Below are 22,818 nucleotides of genomic sequence, written 5' to 3' on the forward strand. Positions count from 1 at the left end.
GGGGGGCAGGGGGAGGACACAAGATGGCTTTTGTTGACATGTCGGCAGGCGCAGCGGCACCCGCACAGAGCAACTTTCGCGTCGGGCCGCGAATGGTGTTGGGGGTGGTGTGCATGGGGCTGCTGGTTGGGGGTTTCGGCGGCTGGGCCGCGGTGGCCAAGCTCTCGGGGGCGGTGATTTCCAGCGGCGTGGTGGCGGTGGATCAGAACGTCAAGGCGATCCAGCACCGCGATGGCGGCATCATCTCGGAGATCCTGATCCGCGAGGGGGATATGGTGGCCGAGGGGCAGGTGATGTTCCGGTTGGATGATGCGCAAACGCGGGCTGAATTGTCGATTCTCAGCTCGCAGCTGGTGGAACTGACGCTGCGCCGCGCCCGGCTGATGGCCGAGCGGGACAATCTGTCCGATTTCGCGCTGCCGCCCGAGCTGGATTCCGTAAGTCCGCAGGTGATCGAGGTGCTGAACGGTGAGAGCCGGATCTTTGACGGCAACCGCCTGCACCGCGACAGCCAGAAGCAGCAACTCCAGCTGGGCATTGACCAGATCGGCGAAGAGCTGAACGGGCTGACCGCGCAGCACGCCGCCAAGGCGCATGAGATCGAGCTGGTGGGGGCCGAGGCAGATAGCATTCACGTGCTGATGAAAAAGGGTCTGACCGAGCGCAGCCGCGCCTATACGATTGACCGCGAGCTGGTGCGCCTGCAGGGCGAGCTGGGCGAGATCGACGCCTCACTCGCCCGGGCGAAGGCGCGGATCGGCGAGGTGCGGCTGCAGATCCTGGCCATTGACGAGACCGCGCGCACCGATGCGCAGCGCGAACTGGCGCAGGTGGAGACCCGCCGCTCCGAGCTGTCGGACCGGATGAGCGCCACCACCGACCGCCTGTCGCGCACCGACATCCGCGCGCCGATTGCCGGGCGGGTGAACGAGCTGAACGTGCATACGGTGGGCGGGGTGATTTCGCCCGCGCAGGTGTTGGCGACCATCGTGCCCAAGGATGCCAAGCTGAACGTCACCATGCGCATCTCGCCCAGCTCGATCGACCAGATCCATGTCGATCAACCGGCCCGCGTGCGCTTTCCGACCTTCAACCAGCGCACCACGCCCGAGCTGAAGGGCCATGTGTCCTTCGTTTCGCCCGCCACCAGCCGCGACGAGACCACGGGCGCGCTGTTCTATCTGGGGTATGTCGATGTCTCGGATGCCGAACTGGCGCGGCTGGAGGGGCAACCACTGTTACCGGGCATGCCGGCCGAGGTTTTCGCGATGACCGAAGAGCGCAGCGTGCTCTCCTATCTGCTCAAGCCGATGAGCGACCGCTTCAGCCGCGCCTTCCGCGAGCGGTGACCGGCGAGGTGGAGAGGGGGGAGATGCGCAAGGCACGCGTTGAGAGCCTCCGTGCCCGCCGGAGCATCGCCCTGTCGGGGGGAATGCCCGGGCAGGGCGGGGGCTCTGCGACCGCACGAAAGTTCCGCATCCCGCAGGACGTTGTGGCGTCCGATCAGTTTTGGCTCCGTCTGCGCCGCCCCGGAAGCAGGGCGTGACGCCAAAGCACCCAACGCAAGGGATCCCTGCGGGTGCCAGGTGATAAAAGGACGTGCCGGCAACGAAGGTCCGGCGGCCCCCTTCCATCGGCAATAAGGCCAGATTGCGGCCGCCGGATCTGCCACGCGCTGGCCAGAGCCCCGGGCCCGGGCGTTGGCCTATCAACGCGCACAAGCGCCGGGTTCTGTCAGGGGGCAGCTTCTTGCCTGCAATGCCCAGAGAGGGCCTGACCTGTCGCCGCCGGTTCGCTTCGGCCCCGTGCCCACGGAGCATTGCGCCGCGTATCTCGGCTGGGCGCCCAGATTTTACCGCGGTGATGATTTCAGCGTGTATCAGGTCATCTGCCCGATCTTTCGGGGCTCTGGCTTTGGCCTCTGGCCGGTCCGAAGACTGAGGCGGGGTGATGCCGCAGCCGCGCGGATGCCCGCGCCCTGCCGCAGCTGCACCGCTCTGGCCCAAGGCCCGCGACCGGGCGACCGCGCGGCGGGGGCTGGCGTCCGGACTGTCCGGTGACGCGGTCTCTGACGCCGGAGCTTCCTTCTGCATCAGGGACATACCCGCCGCGGTTGCAAACCAGCCGTTAAGATCGGGGTGCTAGACCGGGCGTTCACAGGTTGGGGAATTCCTATGCGGTTTATGACGTCGCTGCACATCGGTGCACGCATCTATTCGATTGTCTTCGCGTCGATTTTGGCCAGCGCGGCAATCGGCCTTACCATGTATGTTCTTGTTGTGAATAATGTTTACTCCATGCGGGAGAAAAATCTGAAAGACGTGGTCGACATCGCCGTCAGCGAACTGAGCACGCTGAACAGCCGCGTCGAATCGGGCGAAATCACGCTCGATCAGGCCAAGACAGATGCCGCCGCCTTCATCAGCACCCTGCGATATGACAACGGCAACTATCTGTTTGCCTTTGATTATGATGCCGTGGTCGTCGCGCATGGCACCAAACCCGACCGGGTCGGCTCCAGCCAGATGGACCTGCAGGACCCGAATGGCATCTACATCTACCGCGATCTGATCACCGTTGCGCGCAAGGACGGCGGCGGCATCCTGATGTACAGCACCGGCCGCTCGGGCACCGACGGCGCCCCCGACACGCTCATCCCGAAAATGAGCTATGGGCGCGACTTTCCGCAATGGGGCTGGATCATCTCGACCGGCGCCTATGTGGAAGATGTGCAGGCCGTCATCGCCCGCCTGCGCAACTTTGCACTGGGCGTTTTTGGCGCGGGCATCCTTTTGCTGTCATTGCTCAGTATCGTCATTGCCCGCAGCGTGACGAAACCGATCCACACGCTGAACAGCCGCATGCGTGCCATGTCGGATGGCGACATCGCCTCGCCGATTCCCTTCATCGACAAGGCGGATGAAATTGGTGAAATGGCGGGATCCGTCCAGTCCTTTCAGGTGGGTCTGCAGCGCACCGCGGAGCTCGAAGAGGCCAACACCCGTGCCCGCCACGAGAAGGAGCAGGCCCGCCTGCGCAGCGAGGCCGAGCGCGACGAACGCCTCGCCCGCGAGGCCGCCGCAGAGCGCGACGCCCAGCAACGCGCCGCTGCGGATGCGGCAGAGCGTGAACGGCTGCGTTTGTTGGCCGATGCTGAGCGCAACGACAATGCCGAGAAACAGCAGGTGGTTGTGCAGGCGCTGGGGCATGCCCTCAAACAGCTGTCGCAAGGCGATCTGACCAGCAATATCGCCACCCCCTTCTCGGGCAGCTATGAAGTGATCCGCACCGACTTCAATGCCGCCGTCGCCAGTCTGCGCGATGCCCTGTCCACCGTCATCAACAACTCCAATTCGATCCGCACCGAGACAAAGCAGATCAGCACCGCCTCTGACGAGCTGGCACGGCGCACCGAAAGACAAGCGGCGACACTGGAAGAAACCGCTGCGGCGATGAACGAGCTGGTCGCATCGGTGCGCGAGGCGGCCAAAAACGCCAACGAAGCGAACGTCATGTCCAAGGATGCGCAGACCAATGCTGCCAACGGCAGCAAGGTCGCCACGCTTGCCGTCGATGCCATGGATGCGATCCGGACGTCGTCGGGCGAAATCTCGAAAATTTCGTCGGTGATTGAAGATATCGCCTTCCAAACCAACCTGCTTGCACTGAACGCCGGGGTTGAAGCCGCGCGGGCGGGCGAATCCGGCCGCGGCTTTGCCGTCGTCGCCACCGAGGTGCGGGCCCTGGCGCAACGCTCTTCCGAGGCGGCAAAAGAGATCAACGATCTGATCGAGAAGTCGGGCCAGCATGTGGCAACGGGGGTCGATTTCGTGAAAAAGACCGGCGGTGCGCTGGCGTCGATCCAATCCTCGATCGAGGACATCTCGAGCCGGGTTGAAGGCATCGCCGCCTCTGCGGCCGAGCAGACCGGTGCTCTGGTCGAGATCAACGCGGCCGTCAACGATCTGGATCAGGTCACCCAGCGCAATGCCGCGATGTTCGAGGAAACCAGCGCCGCCACCCATGCGCTGCGCGGGGAAGTCGATGCGCTGTCAGAAGCGGTGTCGATGTTCAGCCTCAGCAGCGCGGCGGGGCAAGCTCTGCGTCGCACTGCGGCGTGACCGACCGGCCAGGGGCGGTGCAATCCGCCCCTGAGCCTGAACCTTCGTGGCTTCGGCACGGGTGCCTTGCTGCGGCCCGACCGGGCCACGCGGATCCTATTCCGGCAGGCGGCCCGTCTGCAATCTGCCTGCCCCAAGCGCCATAACCGCCAGAGGAGGGCCGTCCGAGGAGGACCGTCCGCGCGGCCGGATGGTGGATACCCATCGCGCGTCCAGACCTCGCAGCAGCGGGAGGCCCCCGCGCGGATCCCATGGTAAAGGGTCCGGTACTTTGCGATCTCACGATACGCCGACGCCTGCACGCGCGCGCATGCCCGGAGGTGCCACTGTGATACTGGATCGGCACCTTGGCTTGCCAACCGCAGCCCCGCCTGAAAGTCCGAAGCGGGCCCGCTCTGACCGTCGCCCGGGCAAAGAGTTGCTGAACGCCCCTTTGGGGGGTGGCTGCGGCTTTCGGGATGGTGACGGCGCATCGCATCGGATCGTCATGCGGGGGTTCGGGGCCGAACAGGTTGATCCGGCCGTTCTGCCCTCAAGAAGGGCCACCGTGCAGCCACAAGGCGGCATTGAACCCCCGGTGACACATGCGGCACCACATCCGCACTCCGGCCTCAACGGCGCTGATCGCGCGTCTCCCGTGCCGCGCCGCACTCTTTGGTCTCGCGTCACGCGATCTGGAAAAAGCCTTTTGGGAACATGGATTTGACATTTGACCGTGTGGCATCGAACGCTGCATATTCATTGGCCACATCCAGAATGCTGTCGGTCAGCGTAAGGGCGACCCCGTTGCCGGTTTTGGCAATCGTCACATTCTGGTGGAGGTCCGGCAGTGAGCTGGCGACATCGGCATAGGGGCGCCCGAGAAATGTTGACCAGCCGAGTTGTGGGACGGACGTTGATGTCCTTTGGTCCGTGCCCCAGGTTGGCTCCCGGGCCGCTGACAAATCCGCCCTGAGATGCGCGTCCCGGTGCAGGTGGACGAAGGCATAATGTGCCTCGGTCACTGCGTACAGGCGGTGCGCAAATCCAAGCCAGTCAATTGCCTTGTGGGGCTTGGCGTAGACCGAGAGCTTTGCTGGCACCTCGCGTCCCCGAGCGGTGCGGCTTTCGTGCCGGATTTCTGCCTGATACCTGTTGGTCAGCGTGCGTTGCCAGCCAAGACCAACGTGAAACGCTGACAAGGCTCCGCTGATCCGCATTGTGCCGATTCTGGCCCAGTGGGGCTGAGCATCTGCCACTCCGGCGACATCTGCGATGTGATCGTTCCAGATGCTCAAGGTCTGCGGTGCGAGGCGTTCATCGTGATCGGCAAAAAGCTCAAGCAATTGCCTGCCGAAGGCCCAGTCAATTGTGGGTCTTCCGATTTCGATATGGATGACCAGAAGCTCTTTTGCGGTGAGATCGCGCACCACCGACAACCCTTTTCTGCACTGTCCCGAGCCGAGATGCGTACCGGCCCTTAAATGGCGCACAAACCGCAAGAGTTGGCAAGAATGCAGACCGGGCAAACCTCTGGCCGGTCAGCTTTGCGGTCCTTCAGGGCCAGCGAGATTGCCAGCGTGCCGGACGGCAGATGTCATGTCTGGGCCGGTCAGGGCCAGACGATCAGCGACGGTTCAAAGGAAAATTGGTGGAGCCAGGGAGGATCGAACTCCCGACCTCTTGAATGCCATTCAAGCGCTCTCCCATCTGAGCTATGGCCCCACCTGAGGTACAACCCGTGGCCCGTGGCCGCGTCTTGTGAGGGGGGATATAGGCAGGTTCGCGGGGGGGTGCAAGAAGATTTTTGGTCCGATGAAAACTTTTCTTCATCGGAATGTCATCGCCGCGGGACAGGGCGTCATGCATGTGACGCGGCGGTGCAAGCCGTTGATCAAACGACGAAAAGGGGCGCGGATAGATCCGCGCCCCGTTCCTGTTTCATCGCGCCCCAAGGGGGTCGCGTCCCGGCTTCAGGATTCGTCTTCGCCCGCGCTCACGTCGGCGATATCGTCCAGCGAAACGGTGTCATCCTCGTCGTCTTCGAGGAGGTCGTCGTCCAGATCGACATCGGCGGCATCGGCGTCGATATCCTCGTCGTCGGCCAGTTCATCCGGCTCGACATGCGCAGCGCGCGTGGCGGCAGCCTTTTCGGTGAGCATCGCACGCCCACGGCTTGCCGACAGGCTTTCAGCCGAGAAGCTGTTGCCGCAGACCGGGCAGGTCATCGGGTCTTTGGTCAGGTCGTAAAACCGGCTCGCACAATGCGGGCAGAGGCGCTTGACGCCCCATTCCTCTTTGGGCATGGAAAACTCCTTGCATCGCTCTTATTCAGAGAGTCGCAGCCAACTGCCACAACGTGTGCGGGGTGTCAAAGCCTTTTCCCCCGCTTTTGTCCCTTCCGGGTCTCGCCCGCCCTTCCTGCGGCCAGAAAGCCGCCCCAACCCGCAGGATCCGCCCCGATGAGCCGCCATTTTCTGCCCGGAACCGCCCCCGGGACACCGCCTCTGGAAATCACCCTGCGCCGCTCGGCGCAGGCGCGGCGGTTCAGCCTGCGGGTCTCGCAGCTCGACGGCAGCATCACCCTGACGCTGCCCGCCCGCGCGCGCGAGGCAGAGGCGCTGGCCTTTGCCCGCGAAAAGGCCGGCTGGCTGCAGGCGGCGGTGGCGCGCAGCCCGGGCGTGCAGCGCCCCGCCTTCGGCCAAGCCTTCCCGGTGGAGGGGCGGGCGCTGATCCTGACACCCGCCGCCCTGCGCAGCCCGCGCGTTGAGGGCGAGGCGCTGTTGTTGCCCGCCGACCCCGCACGGATGGGGGTGCGGCTGGAGACCTGGCTGAAACACAACGCCCGCCAGCGTCTGCAACGCGCGACCGAGCATTATGCCGCGCAGGTCGGGCGGCGCTTTGGCTCGATCACCCTGCGCGACACCCGCTCGCGCTGGGGCTCCTGCACGGCCTCGGGCGATCTGAACTACAGCTGGCGACTGATCATGGCGCCGCCTGCTGTCCTTGACTATGTCGCCGCGCATGAGGTGGCGCATCTGGTCGAGATGAATCACTCGCCGGATTTCTGGGCGGTGGTGGCGCGGATCTGCCCGGACTATGCGCCGCTCCGGGGCTGGCTGCGCAGCCATGGCAACGCGCTGCAGGCCTGGCGGCTGCGGGACTGAAGGGCGGGGCTGCGGGCCCACCTTTGCGGCCGCCAGCACCCCTTGCCGCGCAGCGTAGGGCACGCAGTGCCTGCGGTGGCGCGCCCGGCCGCCCGCCGAAGGACCCCCGTGTGCCGTAGGCCTTCCCGTCGGCGGCCAGCGGCGCCATCCGGGCGGGGCTGCGGCCTTGTTGCCGCTTGATCTTTCCGGCATCTCTCCGCAATGTCGCGCCATGCTTCGCGCCACGCCCCGCCCCTCTGATCTGAACCTCGCCGCGCATGATCGCGTCTACCGCGCCCTGCGCCAGCAGATCATGCATGGCGAGCTGGACCCCGGTCAGGCGCTGACCCTGCGCGGGCTGGGCAAGGCCTATGATGTCTCGATGACCCCCGCGCGTGAGGCGCTGCGGCGGCTGGTGGCCGAGGGGGCGCTGATGATCTCCTCCTCGGGCCGGGTGGCCACGCCCGAGCTGAGCAATGAGCGGATCGAGGAGTTGGCGGCGCTGCGGGCGCTGATCGAGCCGGAGCTGGCCAGCCGTGCGCTGCCGCGCGCCCATATGGCGCTGATCGAGCGGCTGCAATCCATCAACTCCGCCAATGCCGAGGCGGTGGCCAAGCATGATGCGGTGGCCTATGTGCGCACCAATCTGGAGTTTCACCGCACGCTTTATCTGCGCGCGCAGGCCCCGGCGATGCTGGCGGTGATCGAGACGGTCTGGTTGCAGCTGGGCCCCACCATGCGGGCGCTCTACGGCAAGGTGCAGCGGCAGGAACCCCCCCGGCATCACCGGCTGATCATCGCCGCGCTGAAGGCGGGGGATGAGCCGGGATTGCGGCTGGCGGTGCGCACCGATGTGACGCAGGGCCTGCGGCACCTCGCCGGGTAGGGTGCGGGCGGCGGAGACAGCCTGTCGCGGCATCTGTCGCAAATTTTGCCAAATATGTCAGAATCCCGCGACGGAAGCGCATCTTTGCGCCGTATCATCGCTGGAAAGCCGCCGGGGCAGATGTGCCCGTCCCCCGTGCCACTCATGGTTCGCTCCGGTGGTTTTCTCTCCCCGTCGTGGCTGTTGCCACGAAATTAGCCCCCCGGTTTCCCGGGGGGCCTTTTTATGGGACGGAATGTGGTCGCCGGATCAGACGTGGATCGCGCCGTCGCCGCAGGCCAGGGCCGCTTCACGCACAGCTTCCGAATAGGTCGGGTGGGCGTGGCAGGTCAGCGCCAGATCCTGCGCGCTGGCGCCAAATTCCATCGCCACGCAGACCTCATGGATCAGATCGCCCGCGCCCGGCCCGATGATGTGGCAGCCAAGGATACGGTCGGTCTCTTTGTCCGCCAGCAGTTTCACAAAGCCCTCGGCCTGGAACACGGCCTTGGCGCGGGCATTGCCCATGAAGGGGAATTTGCCCACCTTATAGGCGCGGCCCGCTTCTTTCAGCTGCTCTTCGGTCTTGCCGACGCTCGCCACTTCCGGCGTCGTATAGACCACGCCCGGGATCACGTCATAATTCACATGACCGGCCTTGCCCGCGAGGATCTCGGCCAAAGCCATCCCCTCATCCTCGGCCTTATGCGCCAGCATCGGCCCCACGATCGCATCGCCGATCGCATAGACGCCCGGCACTGAGGTCGCGAAATGGCTGTCGGTTTTCACCTGACCGCGCGGCAGCATCTCAACACCCAGCGCCTCAAGACCCAGACCGGCGGTATAGGGTTTGCGGCCGGTGGCAACGAGCACGACATCGGCCTCAAGGCTGGCCTCGCTGTCATCCTTGCGCAGCTTATAGGTGACGCGTGCGCCGGTCTTGGTCAGCTCGGTCCCCTGCACGGCGGCGCCGAGAATAAATTTAAAGCCCTGTTTGGTCAGGATTTTCTGGAAGCTCTTGGCCACTTCGCCATCCATCCCCGGGGTGATCGCATCGAGGAATTCGACCACGGTCACTTCCGCGCCCAGACGTTTATAGACCGAGCCCATTTCCAGACCGATCACGCCCGCGCCGATCACCACCACCGATTTCGGGATCGACCCCAGCGTCAGCGCGCCGGTCGAGGTGACCACGGTTTTCTCATCCACGGTCACGCCCGGCAGGCTGGCCGGTTCCGAGCCGGTGGCGATGACGATGCTTTTCGCCTCATGCAGCTCATCGCCGACCCTGACCTGACCGGCGGCCGGGATCGAGCCATAGCCCTTCAGCCAGGTGATCTTGTTCTTCTTGAACAGGAATTCGATGCCCTTGGTGTTGCCGTTGACCACATCCTGTTTGTAGTCCTGCATCTTCGCCCAATCGACCGTCGGCGCGCCGCCCATCAGGCCCATCTTCTCAAAGTTCTCATGCACTTCGTGCAGATGATGCGTGGCGTTCAACAGCGCCTTCGACGGGATGCAGCCGACGTTGAGGCAGGTGCCGCCCAGCGTCTCGCGGCCCTCGACCACGGCGGTTTTCAGGCCCAGCTGGGCGCAGCGGATGGCGCAGACATAGCCGCCGGGGCCGGCGCCGAGGATGATGACGTCAAAGCTTGCCATGAATAGGGTCCTTCGTTTCAGGCCGGGCGGGGGATCGGCCCCGCCGGGCAGTCAGATGAGAGCGGCGATCAGCATCGCCATGGTTGCCAGAAATCCGAACGCCCAGATCAGCGAGCGTCCGGGACGCCAGCCAAAATAATAGGCGGGGACATAGAGGAGCCGCGCGCCAAGGTAGACCCAGGCACAGGCGGCGGTGAAGGGGGTGTTCTGTCCGCCAAGGCTCACCACCGTAACGGCGAGGGTGAACAGGATCAGCGCTTCGAAATGGTTGCTCAGCGCGCGTTGCAGCCGGGCGGTTTTCACCGAAAGACTGCGCGAGGGGGCACGGTCGCGCGGGCTGGCGGTATAGCCGGTGCCGAGTTCGGCATTGGCGGGCAGCGCAAAGGCCAGATATTGCAGCCCCTGCAAGAGGCCCGCCAGCGTGAGAGTGGTCAGTTCAGCGGTCATCATGCGCGGATCTCGATCTCGGTGCCATTGGGGCTGCGCGACCAGATGTCCCGCATCTCTTCATTGGTGACGCCAATACAGCCATCGGTCCAGTCAAACCGGCGGTGCACTGCGCCGAGAAACCCCCAGCCATTCGGCAGGCCATGGATCATGATATTGCCGCCGGGGTCGACACCCCCGGCCTCAGCCGCCGCCCGATCCGCCGCATCCGGGTAGGAAATATGCAGCGACAGATAGGCCACCGAATTCGGATTGCGCCAGTCGAGGTGATAGATCCCCTCCGGCGTGCGCTCATCGCCTTCGCGGGTCTTGCGCCCCTCGGGCGCGCCACCCAGCGCGATCTGATATTGCGCCAGCACCACGCCCTGCCGCAGCAGCGTCAGGCGACGGGCGGATTTTTCCACCAGAATCCGGTCTGCCTGCGCTGCGGCTCCGGCCATGGCGGGCGGGGTGCCCGACAGGGTGCGCGCCGCCAGCCTGGTATAGCCCAGCAGCAGCAAGGGCAGACCCAATGCAACGGTCAGGGCGAGCAGGCGAAGGGAGGGGCGGCGCAGGAACATGGCGGGGTCAAATCCGGCGGATCAGAAAAAACTGGCCAGAATCAGCGCCAGCGTTGCCGCCAGCCCGATCATGTAGAGATAAGAGCGCAGGGGCGACCAGGCGCGGGCATAGGCGGGGAAATAGACCAGCCGGGCGCCGACAAAAATCCAGGCGCAGATGGCGGTGAACAGATTGCCGGTGCCGGTCAGGCTGACCAGCAGGACGGCAATGATGAACAGGCCGATGTTTTCAACGTGATTGTCTATGGCGCGCCGCATCCGCAGCGTTTGCGGCGACATCGGCGGCAGATCATCGCGCGGCCCCATATTGCCATCTTTGCCCACATCCTTCGTGAACGAGGTCTGCGCGACCATCGTCAGGATTACCTGCAACAGGGCAGTGGCGGCGAGGGCGGCGAGTTCGGGGGTCATTCCAGCCTCAGAGGCGAAAGGGAGCCTCCCCCGGGATGAACCGGGGGAGGCAATCAGATCACAGATCCATCAGCAGACGGCGCGGATCCTCAAGGGCTTCTTTCACCCGCACGAGGAAGGTCACGGCGCCTTTGCCATCGACCACGCGGTGGTCATAGCTGAGCGCCAGATACATCATCGGGCGGATGACGATCTGCCCGTTCACCACGACCGGACGGTCCTGGATCTTGTGCATCCCGAGGATACCCGATTGCGGAGGGTTGAGGATCGGCGAAGACATCAGCGAGCCATAGACGCCGCCGTTCGAGATGGTGAACGAGCCGCCCTGCATCTCGGCCATCGACAGCTTCCCGTCGCGGGCACGGCCACCGAGTTCAGAGATTTTCTTCTCGATCTGCGCGAAGGACATCTGGTCCGCGTCACGCACCACCGGCACCACGAGGCCGGTCGGCGTGCCCGCAGCCACGCCCATATGGACGTAGTTCTTGTAGACCACATCGCCGCCGTCGATCTCGGCGTTGACTTCCGGGACCTCTTTCAGCGCGTGGCAGCAGGCTTTGACGAAGAAGGACATAAAGCCCATCCGCACGCCGTGCTTCTTCTCGAACTGGTCTTTGTAGGTGTTGCGCAGCTCCATGATCGCCGACATGTCCACCTCGTTATAGGTGGTCAGCATCGCGGCGGTGTTCTGCGCTTCTTTCAGGCGGCGGGCGATGGTGGCGCGCAGACGCGTCATCTTCACACGCTCTTCGCGGGCCACGTCATCTGCGGGCATCGGTGCGCGCGGCACGCTGGCCGGGGCGGCCGAGGCCACTGCCGGGGCGGCGACGGCGCGCGCCACGTCTTCTTTCATGATGCGGCCATCGCGGCCGGTGCCCGTCACTTGCGCGGCGGTCAGACCGGCCTCGGCCATCGCCTTTTTGGCGGCCGGGGCGTCTTCGACATCCTTGCCACCTGCGGCCGGGGCCGGGGCGGCTGCCGGAGCGTCAGCGGCGGGGGCGGCAGCCGGAGCCACCGAACCCGCAGCGCCTTCGGCGACGATGGCCAGCTTGGCCTTTGCGTCCACCGTGGTGCCCTCGGGGGCGAGGATCTCGGTCAGCACGCCTGCGACGGGCGAGGGGACCTCAACCGAAACCTTGTCGGTTTCAAGTTCACAGAGCATCTCATCCTGCGCGACGGTATCGCCGACTTTCTTGAACCAGGTGGAGACGGTGGCCTCGGCCACGCTTTCGCCCAGCGAGGGGACCATTACATCCGTCATTTTGACCTCATCGGCTTGTGGCGCGGCAACGGCGGCGGCGCTTTTCTTGGGGGTAACATCTTCGGGGCCGGCATTGCCGGCCTCGGCGATCTGCGCCAGCAGGGCACCGGCCGACACCGTCTCGCCTTCGGCGGCGACGATCTCGATCAGTTTCCCCGCCATCGGCGCAGGCACTTCCACGGTGACCTTGTCGGTCTCCAGTTCACAGAGCATTTCATCGACGGCCACCATGTCACCCGGTTTCTTGAACCAGGTGGCCACGGTCGCCTCCGAAACGCTTTCGCCCAAAGTCGGGACGCGGACTTCGATTGCCATGCGGTCAGCCTTCCAACGTCAGGGATTCATTGACGAGCGCTTCCTGCTCGGCCTTGTGGCGGCTGGCCAGACCCGTCGCGGGCGAGGCCGAGGCCGACCGGCCCACGAACCGCGGACGGCCGTGCTTGGCGCCGATGCGGCCCAGAACCCATTCCAGATTCGGCTCGACAAAGCTCCAGCCGCCCTGGTTTTTCGGTTCTTCCTGACACCAGACGATCTCGGCATCCTTGAAGCGGCCCAGTTCCTTGGCCAGCGATTGCGCCGGGAAGGGATAGAACTGCTCAAGCCGCAGCAGATAGACATCGGTCAGGCCGCGTTTGTCGCGCTCGGCCAGCAGGTCAAAATAGACCTTGCCCGAACAGATCACGACGCGCTTGATCTTGCCATCGGCGACCAGTTTGGTGTCCGAATTGCCCTTTTCCGCATCGTCCCAGAGGACGCGGTGGAACGAAGAGCCGGTGGTGAAATCTTCCACCGCCGAGATGCACATCGGGTGCCGCAGCAGCGATTTCGGCGTCATCAGCACCAGCGGCTTGCGGAAGCTGCGGTGGATCTGACGGCGCAGGATGTGGAAGTAGTTCGCCGGGGTCGAGCAGTTCGCCACGATCCAGTTGTCTTCTGCCGAGTTCTGCAGGAAGCGCTCCAGACGTGCCGAGCTGTGCTCGGGGCCCTGACCCTCAAAGCCGTGCGGCAGAAGCATCACCAGACCCGACATCCGCAGCCATTTGCGCTCGCCCGAGTTGATGAACTGGTCGAACATGATCTGCGCGCCGTTGGCGAAGTCACCGAACTGGGCTTCCCAGAGCGTCAGCGTGTTCGGCTCGGCCAGCGAATAGCCATACTCGAAGCCGAGCACCGCATATTCCGACAGCATCGAGTCGATCACCTCATAGCGCGCCTGACCCGCACGGATGTTGTTGAGCGGGTAGTAACGCTCTTCCGTGGTCTGGTCGATGAAGGCCGAATGGCGCTGCGAGAAGGTGCCGCGGGTGCAGTCCTGACCGGACAGACGCACGGGGTAGCCTTCGGTCGCCAGGCTGCCAAAGGCCAGCGCCTCGGCGGTCGCCCAGTCAAAACCCTTGCCGGTCTCGAACATCTTCGCCTTGGTTTCCAGCTGACGCGCCACGGTCTTGTGGATGTCAAAGCCTTCCGGCGCGGTGGTCAGCGCGCGGCCCACTTCGGCCAGCGTGTCGGGCGAGACAGCGGTTTGACCCGCCTGGTATTCCTCGCCCTCACGTTCAAAGCCCGACCAACGGCCGTCCAGCCAGTCGGCCTTGTTCGGCTTGAAGGTCTTGCCTGCCTCAAATTCGGCGTTCAGCACGGCCTGGAACGAGGCTTTCATATCCTCGATCTCGCCTTCCGGGATCAGCCCGTCTTTCACCAGACGCTCGGTGTACAGCTGCAAGGTGGTCTTGTGCCCCTTGATCTGCTTGTACATGAGCGGGTTGGTGAACATCGGCTCATCGCCTTCGTTGTGACCAAAGCGACGGTAGCAGAAGATGTCGAGCACGACGTCTTTCGCAAATTTCTGACGGAACTCGATGGCCACTTTCGCGGCATGCACCACCGCCTCCGGGTCATCGCCGTTGACGTGGAAGATCGGGGCTTCCACCATCAGCGCGATGTCGGTCGGGTAGGGCGACGAGCGCGAGAAATGCGGCGCGGTGGTGAAGCCGATCTGGTTGTTCACGATGATATGCATCGTGCCGCCGGTGCGGTGACCGGTCAGACCCGAAAGGCCAAAGCACTCGGCCACAACGCCCTGGCCCGCAAAGGCCGCATCGCCGTGCAGAAGGATCGGCAGCACCGAACGGCGGGTCTTGTCGCCGAACTGTTCCTGTTTCGCGCGGACCTTGCCCAGCACAACCGGGTTCACCGCTTCGAGGTGCGAGGGGTTGGCGGTCAGCGACAGGTGCACCTTGTTGCCATCGAACTCGCGGTCCGACGAGGCGCCGAGGTGGTATTTCACATCGCCCGAACCATCGACGTCATCGGGCTTGTAGGAACCGCCCTGGAATTCGTGGAAAATCGCGCGGTAGGGTTTCGAGAGCACATTGGCCAGCACCGACAGACGGCCACGGTGCGGCATGCCCATGACGATCTCGCGGACACCGAGCGCACCACCGCGCTTGATGATCTGTTCCATCGCCGGGATCAGCGCTTCGGCCCCATCGAGACCAAAGCGCTTGGTGCCCATGTATTTCACATGGCAGAATTTCTCAAAGCCCTCGGCTTCGACCAGCTTGTTCAGAATGGCGCGGCGGCCTTCGCGGGTGAAGGTGATCTCTTTGCCGTAGCCTTCGATCCGTTCCTTCAGCCAGGCGGCCTGCTCGGGGTCGGAGATATGCATGTATTGCAGCGCGAAAGTGCCGCAATAGGTCCGCTTCACGATGTCGATGATCTGACGCATCGAGGCATGGGTCAGGCCCAGCACGTTATCAATGAAGATCGGGCGGTCCATATCGGCTTCGGTGAAGCCATAGGATTTCGCATCGAGCTCGGGATGTTTGCTCGCATCCTGCAGGCCCAGCGGATCGAGGTCGGCCGCAAGGTGGCCGCGGATCCGGTAGGCGCGGATTAGCATCAGCGCGCGGATGCTGTCGAGTACGGCGCGTTTGATCGCCTCGTCCGAGACCGGCACCCCGGCTTCGGCGGCCTTGGCGCGGATCTTGTCGCCCGCACCTTTCGCCTCTTTCGGTGCAATCGGCCATTCGCCGGTCAGCGCGGCGGTCAGATCGTCCGCCGGACTCTGCGGCCAATCGCGGCGCTCCCAGGACGCGCCCGCCGCTTCGCGTTTCACATCCATTTCGGCATCGCCGAGACTGCGGAAGAACGCCGCCCAAGACGCATCAACCGCCGAAGGATCGGCGGCGTAAGTGGCGTAGAGCTGTTCGACATATTCCGCGTTATGCCCCTGCAAAAAGCTCGAGGCGTGGAACTGGTCGTTGGGGGAATGGTCCGTCATGGTCGCACCTGACATTTGGGTAGCCGCGCCGCCACCCTTGGCGGCGCGGTATTGAGATTTACTTACCGATTGCGGCCATCACGGCCTCGCCCAGACCCGCCGGGCTGTCGGCCACGATGATACCGGCCATTTTCATGGCTTCAATCTTCGATTCCGCGTCGCCCTTGCCACCGGCAACGATGGCGCCGGCATGGCCCATACGGCGGCCTTTCGGCGCGGTACGGCCCGCAATGAAGCCTGCGGTCGGTTTCCAGCGGCCTTTTTTCTTTTCATCGGCCAGGAATTGCGCGGCTTCTTCTTCGGCCGAGCCACCGATTTCACCGATCATGATGATCGACTGGGTTTCCGGATCGGCCAGGAACATCTCGAGCACGTCGATATGCTCGGTGCCCTTGATCGGGTCGCCGCCGATGCCCACGGCCGAGGATTGGCCAAGGCCCAGATCCGAGGTCTGTTTCACGGCTTCATAGGTCAGCGTGCCCGAACGCGAGACAACGCCCACGCTGCCACGCTGGTGGATGTGGCCCGGCATGATGCCGATCTTGCAGGCGCCCGGGGTGATAACGCCGGGGCAGTTCGGCCCGATCAGGCGCGACTTCGAGCCCTCAAGCGCGCGCTTCACCTTCATCATGTCCAGAACCGGGATGCCTTCGGTGATGCAGACGATCAGTTCGATCTCGGCGTCGATGGCTTCCAGGATACTGTCGGCCGCGAACGGCGGCGGCACGTAGATCACGGAGGCATTGGCTTCGGTGACATGCTTGGCCTCATGGACCGAGTTGAACACCGGCAGGTTCAGGTGCATCGAGCCACCTTTACCCGGGGTGACGCCGCCGACCATTTTGGTGCCGTAAGCAATGGCCTGTTCCGAGTGGAACGTGCCCTGGCTGCCAGTGAAACCCTGGCAGATGACGCGGGTGTTTTCGTTGACGAGGACCGCCATGTGGCTCTCTCCTAACTGTTCGTGGTCTCGCTCAGGAGCCGGAGACCGTATGATCTATGGTGACGGAAAAGGCACCTACTGGCCCCTTTTCAGAAGTAAAGTGAATTGCCTCGAGGCGTAGCTTGCGCCCCTTCGACGTGAACGTCGCCTCTTTGCCGGCGATGGGACGGGGCGGACCGTCATCCCATTTCGCAGGTCCGCTTGCTGTCGGCTTTTTGCCTTGGCCTGCCGTTGCGCTCAGCCAGGAGAAAAACTTTTCGACATCAGCAGCGCTCAGGTCTTTCGAAGCGACGTAGCATTTGAAACTGCCAGAGCTCCGGTCTCCAGAGATGGTGTACTTTGGGGTACCAGCCAGCCCTTTCGAAAGTCCTTTGCGGTCATAGCTGAGGAAGACATCCCCGGCAAAACTGACAGCCACTGCGCCTGCTCTCCACCCGCCTTCATTTCCCAGCGAAAGGGCCGCTTGCGAAAGGCAAGCATCTGCGAAAATTTTCGCGGCCCGATCAGCGAGGTCCTGTGCATGTGCGGCACCTGCCGCCAACACAAGACAAAGAGCGAGTGAGAGCGCTTTCACCCCTTAGCCTTTCACCGCTTTGACGATTTTCTCGGCACCATCTTTCAGGTTTTCCGCCGCGATCACGTTCAGACCGGAGTTCTTGATGATGTCTTTGCCCAGCTCGACGTTCGTCCCTTCGAGACGCACGACCAGCGGCACTTGCAGACCGACTTCACGCACGGCGGCCAGAACGCCCTCGGCGATCACGTCGCAGCGCATGATGCCGCCGAAGATGTTCACGAGGATCCCCTTCACGTTCGGGTCCGAGGTGATGATCTTGAAGGCTTCGGTCACTTTCTCTTTGGTGGCGCCGCCACCCACGTCGAGGAAGTTGGCCGGTTCAGCGCCGTAAAGCTTGATGATGTCCATCGTGGCCATCGCCAGACCTGCGCCGTTCACCATGCAGCCGATTTCGCCGTCGAGCGCGATGTAGTTCAGGTCGAACTTCGAGGCGGCCAGCTCTTTCGGATCTTCTTCGGTCTCGTCGCGGAGCGCAGCTATATCGGCGTGGCGGTACATGGCGTTGCCATCAAAGCCGACTTTCGCGTCGAGCACTTTCAGGTTGCCGTCCGGCATCACGATCAGCGGGTTGATTTCCAGCATCTCCATGTCTTTCTCGATGAAAGCACGGTAGAGATTGCGCACGAGGGCGACGCATTGCTTGACAGCGGCGCCTTCCAGACCCAGCGCGAAAGCGACGCGGCGGCCGTGGAAATCCGACAGGCCCGAAGCCGGGTCGATCGAGAAGGAAATGATTTTTTCCGGGGTGTGTTCCGCGACTTCTTCGATGTCCATCCCGCCTTCGGTCGAGACAACGAAGGACACGCGCGAGGTTTGGCGGTCCACCAGCAGCGCGAGGTAAAGCTCACGCGCAATGTCCGAACCATCTTCGATGTAGATGCGGTTGACTTGCTTGCCCGCCGGACCGGTCTGGTGCGTCACCAGGGTGCGGCCGAGCATTTGCTTGGCCAGCATTTCGGCTTCTTCCACCGATTTCGCCAGGCGCACGCCGCCTTTTTCGCCGGCTTCCGCCTCAACGAATTTCCCTTTGCCGCGGCCACCTGCGTGGATCTGGGCTTTGACGACCCAGAGCGGTCCGTCGAGTTCGCCCGCCGCCGTCTTGGCTTCGTCGGCTTTCAGCACGACGCGCCCGTCCGAGACGGGGCAGCCGTAGCTGCGCAGAAGGGCTTTCGCCTGATATTCGTGGATGTTCATGGCAGTGTCCCATGCTGGTGCGATTTGCAGGGTTCATTGGCACGTTTGCGGGGCGAGGCAAAACCAAAAATGGGTGAGTGGGCGGTTTCCGGCCGGAAAAGCGAAATTTGTGATCACAGGCCAGAAAACTGTGATCACAAATTTCCAAAGGGTTAACGCGCCCCGATTGCCCGCCGATTGCCGCAGGATCACGGCGGGGGCTGGCATTGCGATTCAGAATCGCGTTTTGTACCGCAAGGGCAAGGAGCGACGATGGCGGACGAAGTAAAATTGGCGCGTTGGGGCGTCGTGGCGACGATGGATGAGCCGGCGGTATTGATCGCGGCCTGGGCCGCGCATCACCTCTCCATCGGCGCGGAGGAGGTGCATATCTGCCTTGATCGCCCCAACCCCGAGGCCGAGGCATTGCTGGCCGGGATGCCGGGATGCCATCTGCACGCGGATGGCGAAGATGGCTGGGCGGGCGCCTGGAAGCGCAAGCGCCCGATCCGGCATCAGGCCCGTCAGAAGTACAATGCCAGTCGGATTCTGGCCGAAACCGGGCTCGACTGGATCGTGCATTGCGATGCGGATGAATACATTCACCCCCTGCGCTCCTTCGGGCGCGAGTTGGGGATGGTGCCCGAAGCCAAGGCCTGGCTGAAGCTGGAGGTGGGCGAGCGGGTCTATCTCGATCCCGCGCCGGGGCCGGATATTTTCAGCGGCATCTTCCGGCTGAAATGGCAGGATTTCGACGAAGACGGCGCCGAGGTCTATGGCGAAGAGCGCGCCTATCTGAGCAAGGGCCTCGTTGGCCATGCGGCGGGCAAGCCGGTGGTGCGCTCGGGGCATGGCTATGCGATCGGCGTGCATTTCGCGCTGCGCGATTATCAGGCGACCAAGCTCGATCTGCCCTACCGATCGAGTTACAACGCCATGCTGCTGCATTTCGACGGGCTGACGCCGCTGCATTACATGCTGAAAATGCTGCGGCGGGCGACCACCGTGGTGACGGGCGAGAAAATCCCCTATGTCGGCGCGCGGCTGGCGCAGTTTCAGACCATGGCCGACAAGGCAGGTGATGCCGAAGCGATGCGGGACTTTTGGTGGGCCTGTCAGGGGCTGCGGCCGGACCAGGTGGCGGGCCTCGATGAGCGGCATCTCCTGGAACGGGTTGAGCATGGGATTGCCGCCACCACCCGCGCGCGCTTTGGCGACCGGGTTGACCTTTCGCCCGCGGCCTTTGACCGGCAGCTGATCGCGCATGAAGCCGCGCTGATTGAAAAGGCGCGGGAGCAGCTGGGGTTCGACATCACCCCCTTCGCGGCGCATGTCTGAGCCGATACCCGAGCCTCTGTCTGCGCCGGTTTTGCGGCGGGCCGTTGCGGCGGATGCCGATGGGTTGGCGCAGGTGATGTTTCGCGCCATTCATGCGGCGCCAAGCCCGTATACCAAGGCCGAACGCGCGGCCTGGTTGCCGCAGCCACATGCCGGACCCGACTGGGCGGCGCGGCTGGCCGCGCAAACCGTGGTTGTGGCCCAAGGGAGGGCGGGGATCCTTGGTTTCCTCAGCCTCGACACCGAAGGCTATGTCGACCTGGCCTTCATCCTGCCGGAGGCGCGGGGCAGTGGCCTCTTTCGCGCGCTTCACAGCCAGATTGAGGCCGAGGCGTGGGCAGCGGGGCTGCCGCGGCTCTATACCCATGCCAGTCTGATGGCGGAACCGGCCTTTCGCGCCTGTGGCTACCGGCTGCTTGAGCGGGAGGGCGTGGCGCGGGGGGATCAGGTTTTGCGGCGCGCGTTGATGGAAAAACCGCTGGCGGGTTGAGTGCGGACCCCAAACTTTGGCCGCCACCGTCGCCGCGAGACCCTCGCCCTGAACATTCGCCCCTAACCGGCTCCATGAAAAAGGGCGCCCGAAGGCGCCCCGTTCCGAAGTCTATGCCCGATCTCAGGCGAGGGTCGGGTCGATGCCTTTGCAGGCGGCCACAAGGCCCTTCACCGCGTCGACCGATTTGTCGAACATGGCTTGCTCGTCTTTGTTCAGCTTGATGTCGACGACTTTCTCGACGCCATTGGCGCCGATGATCGTCGGCACGCCGACATACATGCCGTCGAGGCCGAAGGCGCCTTTGACATAGGCCGCGCAGGGCAGCAGGCGCTTTTGGTCTTTCAGATAGGCTTCCGCCATCTCGATGGCCGAGGTCGCCGGGGCGTAGAAGGCCGAACCGGTTTTCAGCAGGCCAACGATCTCGGCGCCGCCATCACGGGTGCGCTGCACGATTGCGTCGAGTTTTTCCTGGCTGGTCCAGCCCATCGAAACCAGATCCGGCAGCGGGATGCCGCCAACGGTCGAATAGCGGATCAGCGGCACCATGGTGTCGCCGTGGCCGCCGAGCACAAAGCCGGTCACGTCGCGCATCGAGACATTGAACTCGACCGAGAGGAAGTGACGGAAACGTGCCGAGTCGAGCACGCCGGCCATGCCGACGACTTTCTCATGCGGCAGGCCCGAGAATTCGCGCAGCGCCCAGACCATCGCATCAAGCGGGTTGGTGATGCAGATCACGAAAGCGTTCGGGGCGTGGGCTTTGAGGCCTTCGCCAACCGCTTTCATGACTTTGAGGTTGATGCCCAGAAGGTCATCACGGCTCATGCCCGGCTTGCGCGGGACGCCGGCGGTCACGATGCAGACATCAGCGCCTGCGATATCGGCGTAGTCGTTGGTGCCTTTGAAGCTGCCGTCGAAACCCTCGGAAGGGCCGGATTCGGCGATGTCGAGGGCCTTGCCCTGCGGCGTGCCTTCCGAAATGTCGAACAGGACAACGTCCCCGAGTTCCTTGATCGCGGCGAGATGAGCGAGCGTGCCGCCGATCTGCCCCGCGCCGATAAGCGCGATCTTGGGTCTGGCCATGAAAACCTCCGGTCAGGTTGTTTGCGTAGATTACTGACGGGGGCGATGGGTAAGCCGATTGGGCGCGCGACGCAAGTGCGCTGCGATGCGGCACGGATTGACCGACCCTTTGTTTGCGCTAAACAAGGCCCGTAGCCGCATTTTACGGCGATGCGGCGGGGGAGTTTTTTGATGGATCTGACGCTTTGGGGATGGGCTGCGGCGCTTTTGGCGGCGGTTTTGGTGGGCATGTCCAAGGGCGGATTGCCGGTGGTGGGCATGCTCTCGGTGCCGATTCTGGCGCTGGTGATGTCGCCGGTGCAGGCGGCGGGGCTGTTGCTGCCGGTCTATGTGGTCTCGGATATGTTCGGGCTATATGCCTATCGCAAAGCGTTTGACGCACGGATCCTGAAGATCCTCGTGCTGCCCTCGGCGCTGGGTGTGACAGTGGGCTGGGCGACCGCCAGTCTGGTGCCGGAAAAGCTGGTGGGCGGGCTGGTCGGGGCGATCGGGGTGGCTTTCGCGCTGAACGCCCTGCTGCGGCGTCCGGTCGAGGGGCCGCCGGTGAAACCAAAGCTGCTGCCGGGGATTTTCTGGGGCACGATCAGCGGCTTCACCAGCTTTGTCAGCCATTCCGGCGCGCCGCCCTATCAGGTCTATGTGCTGCCGCTGCGGCTGGAAAAGGCAGTGTTCGCTGGCACCAGTACCATCCTTTTCGCCTGGATCAATGCGATCAAGCTGATCCCCTATTATGCATTGGGTCAGCTGACGCTGGACAGCGTCGAGGTCGCGGCGGCGCTGATGTTGCCCGCGGCGGCGGCGGTGTTTCTGGGCGTCTGGCTGACCAAAGTGCTGCCCACCAAATTGTTCTTCAAGCTGGTGCTTTGGGCATTGCTCGCGGTGTCGCTGCGGCTGCTTTGGGAAGCCTTCTGAGGCGCCGCAACCCGCGCTCAGGTGCCCTTGCCGCTGGTGGGCAGCGCCTCGGCCAGCGCTTCAAAGCTTTGGCCCGAGGCGAGCATGCAGGTCTGGCCGGAGGCCATGGTGACGGTGATCGTCCAGCTGCCGGTGGCCTCGGAGGCAAAGACCTCCATCACCGAATTGTTGTTGGCAATGCCCAGCCCCCGGCGCGTTTCGCCGTATTTCGACGCCAGTTGCGTGACGATGGCGCTGTGCGCGCCGCAGGCGGTGGGGGTGGATTGCGCCGAAGCATGTTGCGTGGCCAGGATGAGGGCTGCAAATCCAAGCGACAAGGCAAAGAGTTTCTGACTCATGGGGGCACCTTCAGGTTTTACCTGTTCTGGGTTGGGGGAGGAACGGCCTGTCCGACACCCTCTTGCCCCGGCTTGACCCTGCGGAGCCCTGTTCTGGTGCGGTAGGTTCAGGCTGCGCCGGATCCGCAAAAATAAGGTTAACGCGTCGTGCAACGGGTGATTTTCGTCCGGGCCTGTGCAGATCTGCCACATATCCCGGCCGAAAATTTCCGCAGTGCGGCAATACTGAGCT

20 protein-coding genes and 1 tRNA gene are annotated in these 22,818 nt (G+C 63.8%); 7 read left to right on the forward strand and 14 right to left on the reverse strand.

What is annotated here, in order from left to right; translation table 11 throughout:
• The first annotated feature begins 23 nt into the window (after nucleotides 1–23).
• Together ACEN2S_RS06970 and ACEN2S_RS06975 are read left to right on the forward strand one after the other, a co-directional pair.
• Nucleotides 24–1,349 (forward strand): HlyD family type I secretion periplasmic adaptor subunit, encoded by a 1,326-nt coding sequence (locus ACEN2S_RS06970; RefSeq protein ID WP_441864182.1) that lies wholly within the window; start codon nucleotides 24–26, stop codon nucleotides 1,347–1,349.
• Nucleotides 1,350–2,297: 948 nt separating this feature from the next.
• Nucleotides 2,298–4,121, forward strand: coding sequence for a methyl-accepting chemotaxis protein (locus tag ACEN2S_RS06975; RefSeq protein ID WP_441864184.1), 1,824 nt, complete (start codon nucleotides 2,298–2,300; stop codon nucleotides 4,119–4,121).
• Between the two features lie 665 nt (nucleotides 4,122–4,786).
• On the opposite strand, the gene ACEN2S_RS06980 is transcribed toward ACEN2S_RS06975, so the two are convergent.
• The 3 genes from ACEN2S_RS06980 to ACEN2S_RS06990 all read right to left on the reverse strand — a co-directional run bounded on the left by ACEN2S_RS06980 (nucleotide 4,787) and on the right by ACEN2S_RS06990 (nucleotide 6,406).
• The gene (locus tag ACEN2S_RS06980; RefSeq protein WP_441864185.1) at nucleotides 4,787–5,530 is read right to left on the reverse strand and encodes a hypothetical protein; all 744 of its coding nucleotides are present in this window, start codon (nucleotides 5,528–5,530) and stop codon (nucleotides 4,787–4,789) included.
• A gap of 219 nt (nucleotides 5,531–5,749) precedes the next feature.
• Nucleotides 5,750–5,825, reverse strand: a tRNA-Ala gene (locus ACEN2S_RS06985).
• 248 nt (nucleotides 5,826–6,073) lie between these two features.
• Nucleotides 6,074–6,406 carry a TIGR02300 family protein gene (locus ACEN2S_RS06990; RefSeq protein WP_441864188.1) on the reverse strand — a complete coding sequence of 111 codons (333 nt, stop codon included), beginning with the start codon at nucleotides 6,404–6,406 and terminating at the stop codon, nucleotides 6,074–6,076.
• A 156-nt stretch (nucleotides 6,407–6,562) separates the two neighbouring features.
• Here ACEN2S_RS06990 and ACEN2S_RS06995 point away from each other — a divergent pair, with 156 nt between their 5' ends.
• Nucleotides 6,563–7,267: a M48 family metallopeptidase gene (locus ACEN2S_RS06995; protein WP_441864191.1), complete on the forward strand. Its 705-nt coding sequence runs from the start codon at nucleotides 6,563–6,565 to the stop codon at nucleotides 7,265–7,267.
• 211 nt (nucleotides 7,268–7,478) lie between these two features.
• On the forward strand, nucleotides 7,479–8,132 hold the full coding sequence (locus ACEN2S_RS07000; protein WP_441864193.1) for a GntR family transcriptional regulator: 654 nt from the start codon (nucleotides 7,479–7,481) through the stop codon (nucleotides 8,130–8,132).
• A gap of 249 nt (nucleotides 8,133–8,381) precedes the next feature.
• Here ACEN2S_RS07000 and lpdA read toward each other — a convergent pair whose 3' ends face one another.
• The 9 genes from lpdA to sucC form a co-directional block, all read right to left on the reverse strand.
• The gene (lpdA, locus tag ACEN2S_RS07005; protein WP_441864195.1) at nucleotides 8,382–9,770 is read right to left on the reverse strand and encodes a dihydrolipoyl dehydrogenase; all 1,389 of its coding nucleotides are present in this window, start codon (nucleotides 9,768–9,770) and stop codon (nucleotides 8,382–8,384) included.
• 51 nt (nucleotides 9,771–9,821) lie between these two features.
• Complete coding sequence (locus ACEN2S_RS07010) at nucleotides 9,822–10,217, reverse strand: MAPEG family protein (protein ID WP_441864750.1); 396 nt, start codon at nucleotides 10,215–10,217, stop codon at nucleotides 9,822–9,824.
• A complete protein-coding gene (locus ACEN2S_RS07015) occupies nucleotides 10,217–10,777 on the reverse strand; it encodes a L,D-transpeptidase family protein (RefSeq protein WP_441864196.1) in 561 nt (186 codons plus the stop codon). Before ACEN2S_RS07015 ends, ACEN2S_RS07010 begins: the two co-directional genes overlap by 1 nt.
• Before the next feature lie 21 nt (nucleotides 10,778–10,798).
• On the reverse strand, nucleotides 10,799–11,188 hold the full coding sequence (locus ACEN2S_RS07020; protein ID WP_441864198.1) for an MAPEG family protein: 390 nt from the start codon (nucleotides 11,186–11,188) through the stop codon (nucleotides 10,799–10,801).
• Nucleotides 11,189–11,246: 58 nt separating this feature from the next.
• The gene (gene odhB, locus ACEN2S_RS07025; RefSeq protein WP_441864200.1) at nucleotides 11,247–12,764 is read right to left on the reverse strand and encodes a 2-oxoglutarate dehydrogenase complex dihydrolipoyllysine-residue succinyltransferase; all 1,518 of its coding nucleotides are present in this window, start codon (nucleotides 12,762–12,764) and stop codon (nucleotides 11,247–11,249) included.
• Nucleotides 12,765–12,768: 4 nt separating this feature from the next.
• Nucleotides 12,769–15,729 (reverse strand): 2-oxoglutarate dehydrogenase E1 component, encoded by a 2,961-nt coding sequence (locus tag ACEN2S_RS07030; protein WP_441864202.1) that lies wholly within the window; start codon nucleotides 15,727–15,729, stop codon nucleotides 12,769–12,771.
• Between the two features lie 58 nt (nucleotides 15,730–15,787).
• The gene (sucD, locus tag ACEN2S_RS07035; RefSeq protein WP_441864204.1) at nucleotides 15,788–16,672 is read right to left on the reverse strand and encodes a succinate--CoA ligase subunit alpha; all 885 of its coding nucleotides are present in this window, start codon (nucleotides 16,670–16,672) and stop codon (nucleotides 15,788–15,790) included.
• A 31-nt stretch (nucleotides 16,673–16,703) separates the two neighbouring features.
• Nucleotides 16,704–17,090: a hypothetical protein gene (locus ACEN2S_RS07040; protein WP_441864206.1), complete on the reverse strand. Its 387-nt coding sequence runs from the start codon at nucleotides 17,088–17,090 to the stop codon at nucleotides 16,704–16,706.
• 159 nt (nucleotides 17,091–17,249) lie between these two features.
• Complete coding sequence (sucC, locus tag ACEN2S_RS07045; protein ID WP_441864209.1) at nucleotides 17,250–18,443, reverse strand: ADP-forming succinate--CoA ligase subunit beta; 1,194 nt, start codon at nucleotides 18,441–18,443, stop codon at nucleotides 17,250–17,252.
• A gap of 252 nt (nucleotides 18,444–18,695) precedes the next feature.
• Between sucC and ACEN2S_RS07050 the strand changes: the two genes are divergently transcribed.
• Together ACEN2S_RS07050 and ACEN2S_RS07055 are read left to right on the forward strand one after the other, a co-directional pair.
• Nucleotides 18,696–19,760: a glycosyltransferase family 2 protein gene (locus ACEN2S_RS07050; protein ID WP_441864211.1), complete on the forward strand. Its 1,065-nt coding sequence runs from the start codon at nucleotides 18,696–18,698 to the stop codon at nucleotides 19,758–19,760.
• Complete coding sequence (locus ACEN2S_RS07055) at nucleotides 19,753–20,250, forward strand: GNAT family N-acetyltransferase (protein ID WP_441864213.1); 498 nt, start codon at nucleotides 19,753–19,755, stop codon at nucleotides 20,248–20,250. Before ACEN2S_RS07050 ends, ACEN2S_RS07055 begins: the two co-directional genes overlap by 8 nt.
• A 123-nt stretch (nucleotides 20,251–20,373) precedes the next feature.
• Here the strand turns inward: ACEN2S_RS07055 and mdh are convergent, their stop codons facing one another.
• Nucleotides 20,374–21,336 carry a malate dehydrogenase gene (gene mdh / locus ACEN2S_RS07060; RefSeq protein WP_441864215.1) on the reverse strand — a complete coding sequence of 321 codons (963 nt, stop codon included), beginning with the start codon at nucleotides 21,334–21,336 and terminating at the stop codon, nucleotides 20,374–20,376.
• A 171-nt stretch (nucleotides 21,337–21,507) separates the two neighbouring features.
• Here mdh and ACEN2S_RS07065 point away from each other — a divergent pair, with 171 nt between their 5' ends.
• The gene (locus ACEN2S_RS07065; RefSeq protein ID WP_441864217.1) at nucleotides 21,508–22,248 is read left to right on the forward strand and encodes a sulfite exporter TauE/SafE family protein; all 741 of its coding nucleotides are present in this window, start codon (nucleotides 21,508–21,510) and stop codon (nucleotides 22,246–22,248) included.
• A gap of 17 nt (nucleotides 22,249–22,265) precedes the next feature.
• Here the strand turns inward: ACEN2S_RS07065 and ACEN2S_RS07070 are convergent, their stop codons facing one another.
• Nucleotides 22,266–22,586 carry a hypothetical protein gene (locus ACEN2S_RS07070; RefSeq protein ID WP_441864219.1) on the reverse strand — a complete coding sequence of 107 codons (321 nt, stop codon included), beginning with the start codon at nucleotides 22,584–22,586 and terminating at the stop codon, nucleotides 22,266–22,268.
• Nucleotides 22,587–22,818: the final 232 nt, after the last annotated feature.

This window comes from Phaeovulum sp. W22_SRMD_FR3, assembly GCF_052113705.1.
Taxonomy (GTDB): Bacteria; Pseudomonadota; Alphaproteobacteria; order Rhodobacterales; family Rhodobacteraceae; genus JBGQOG01.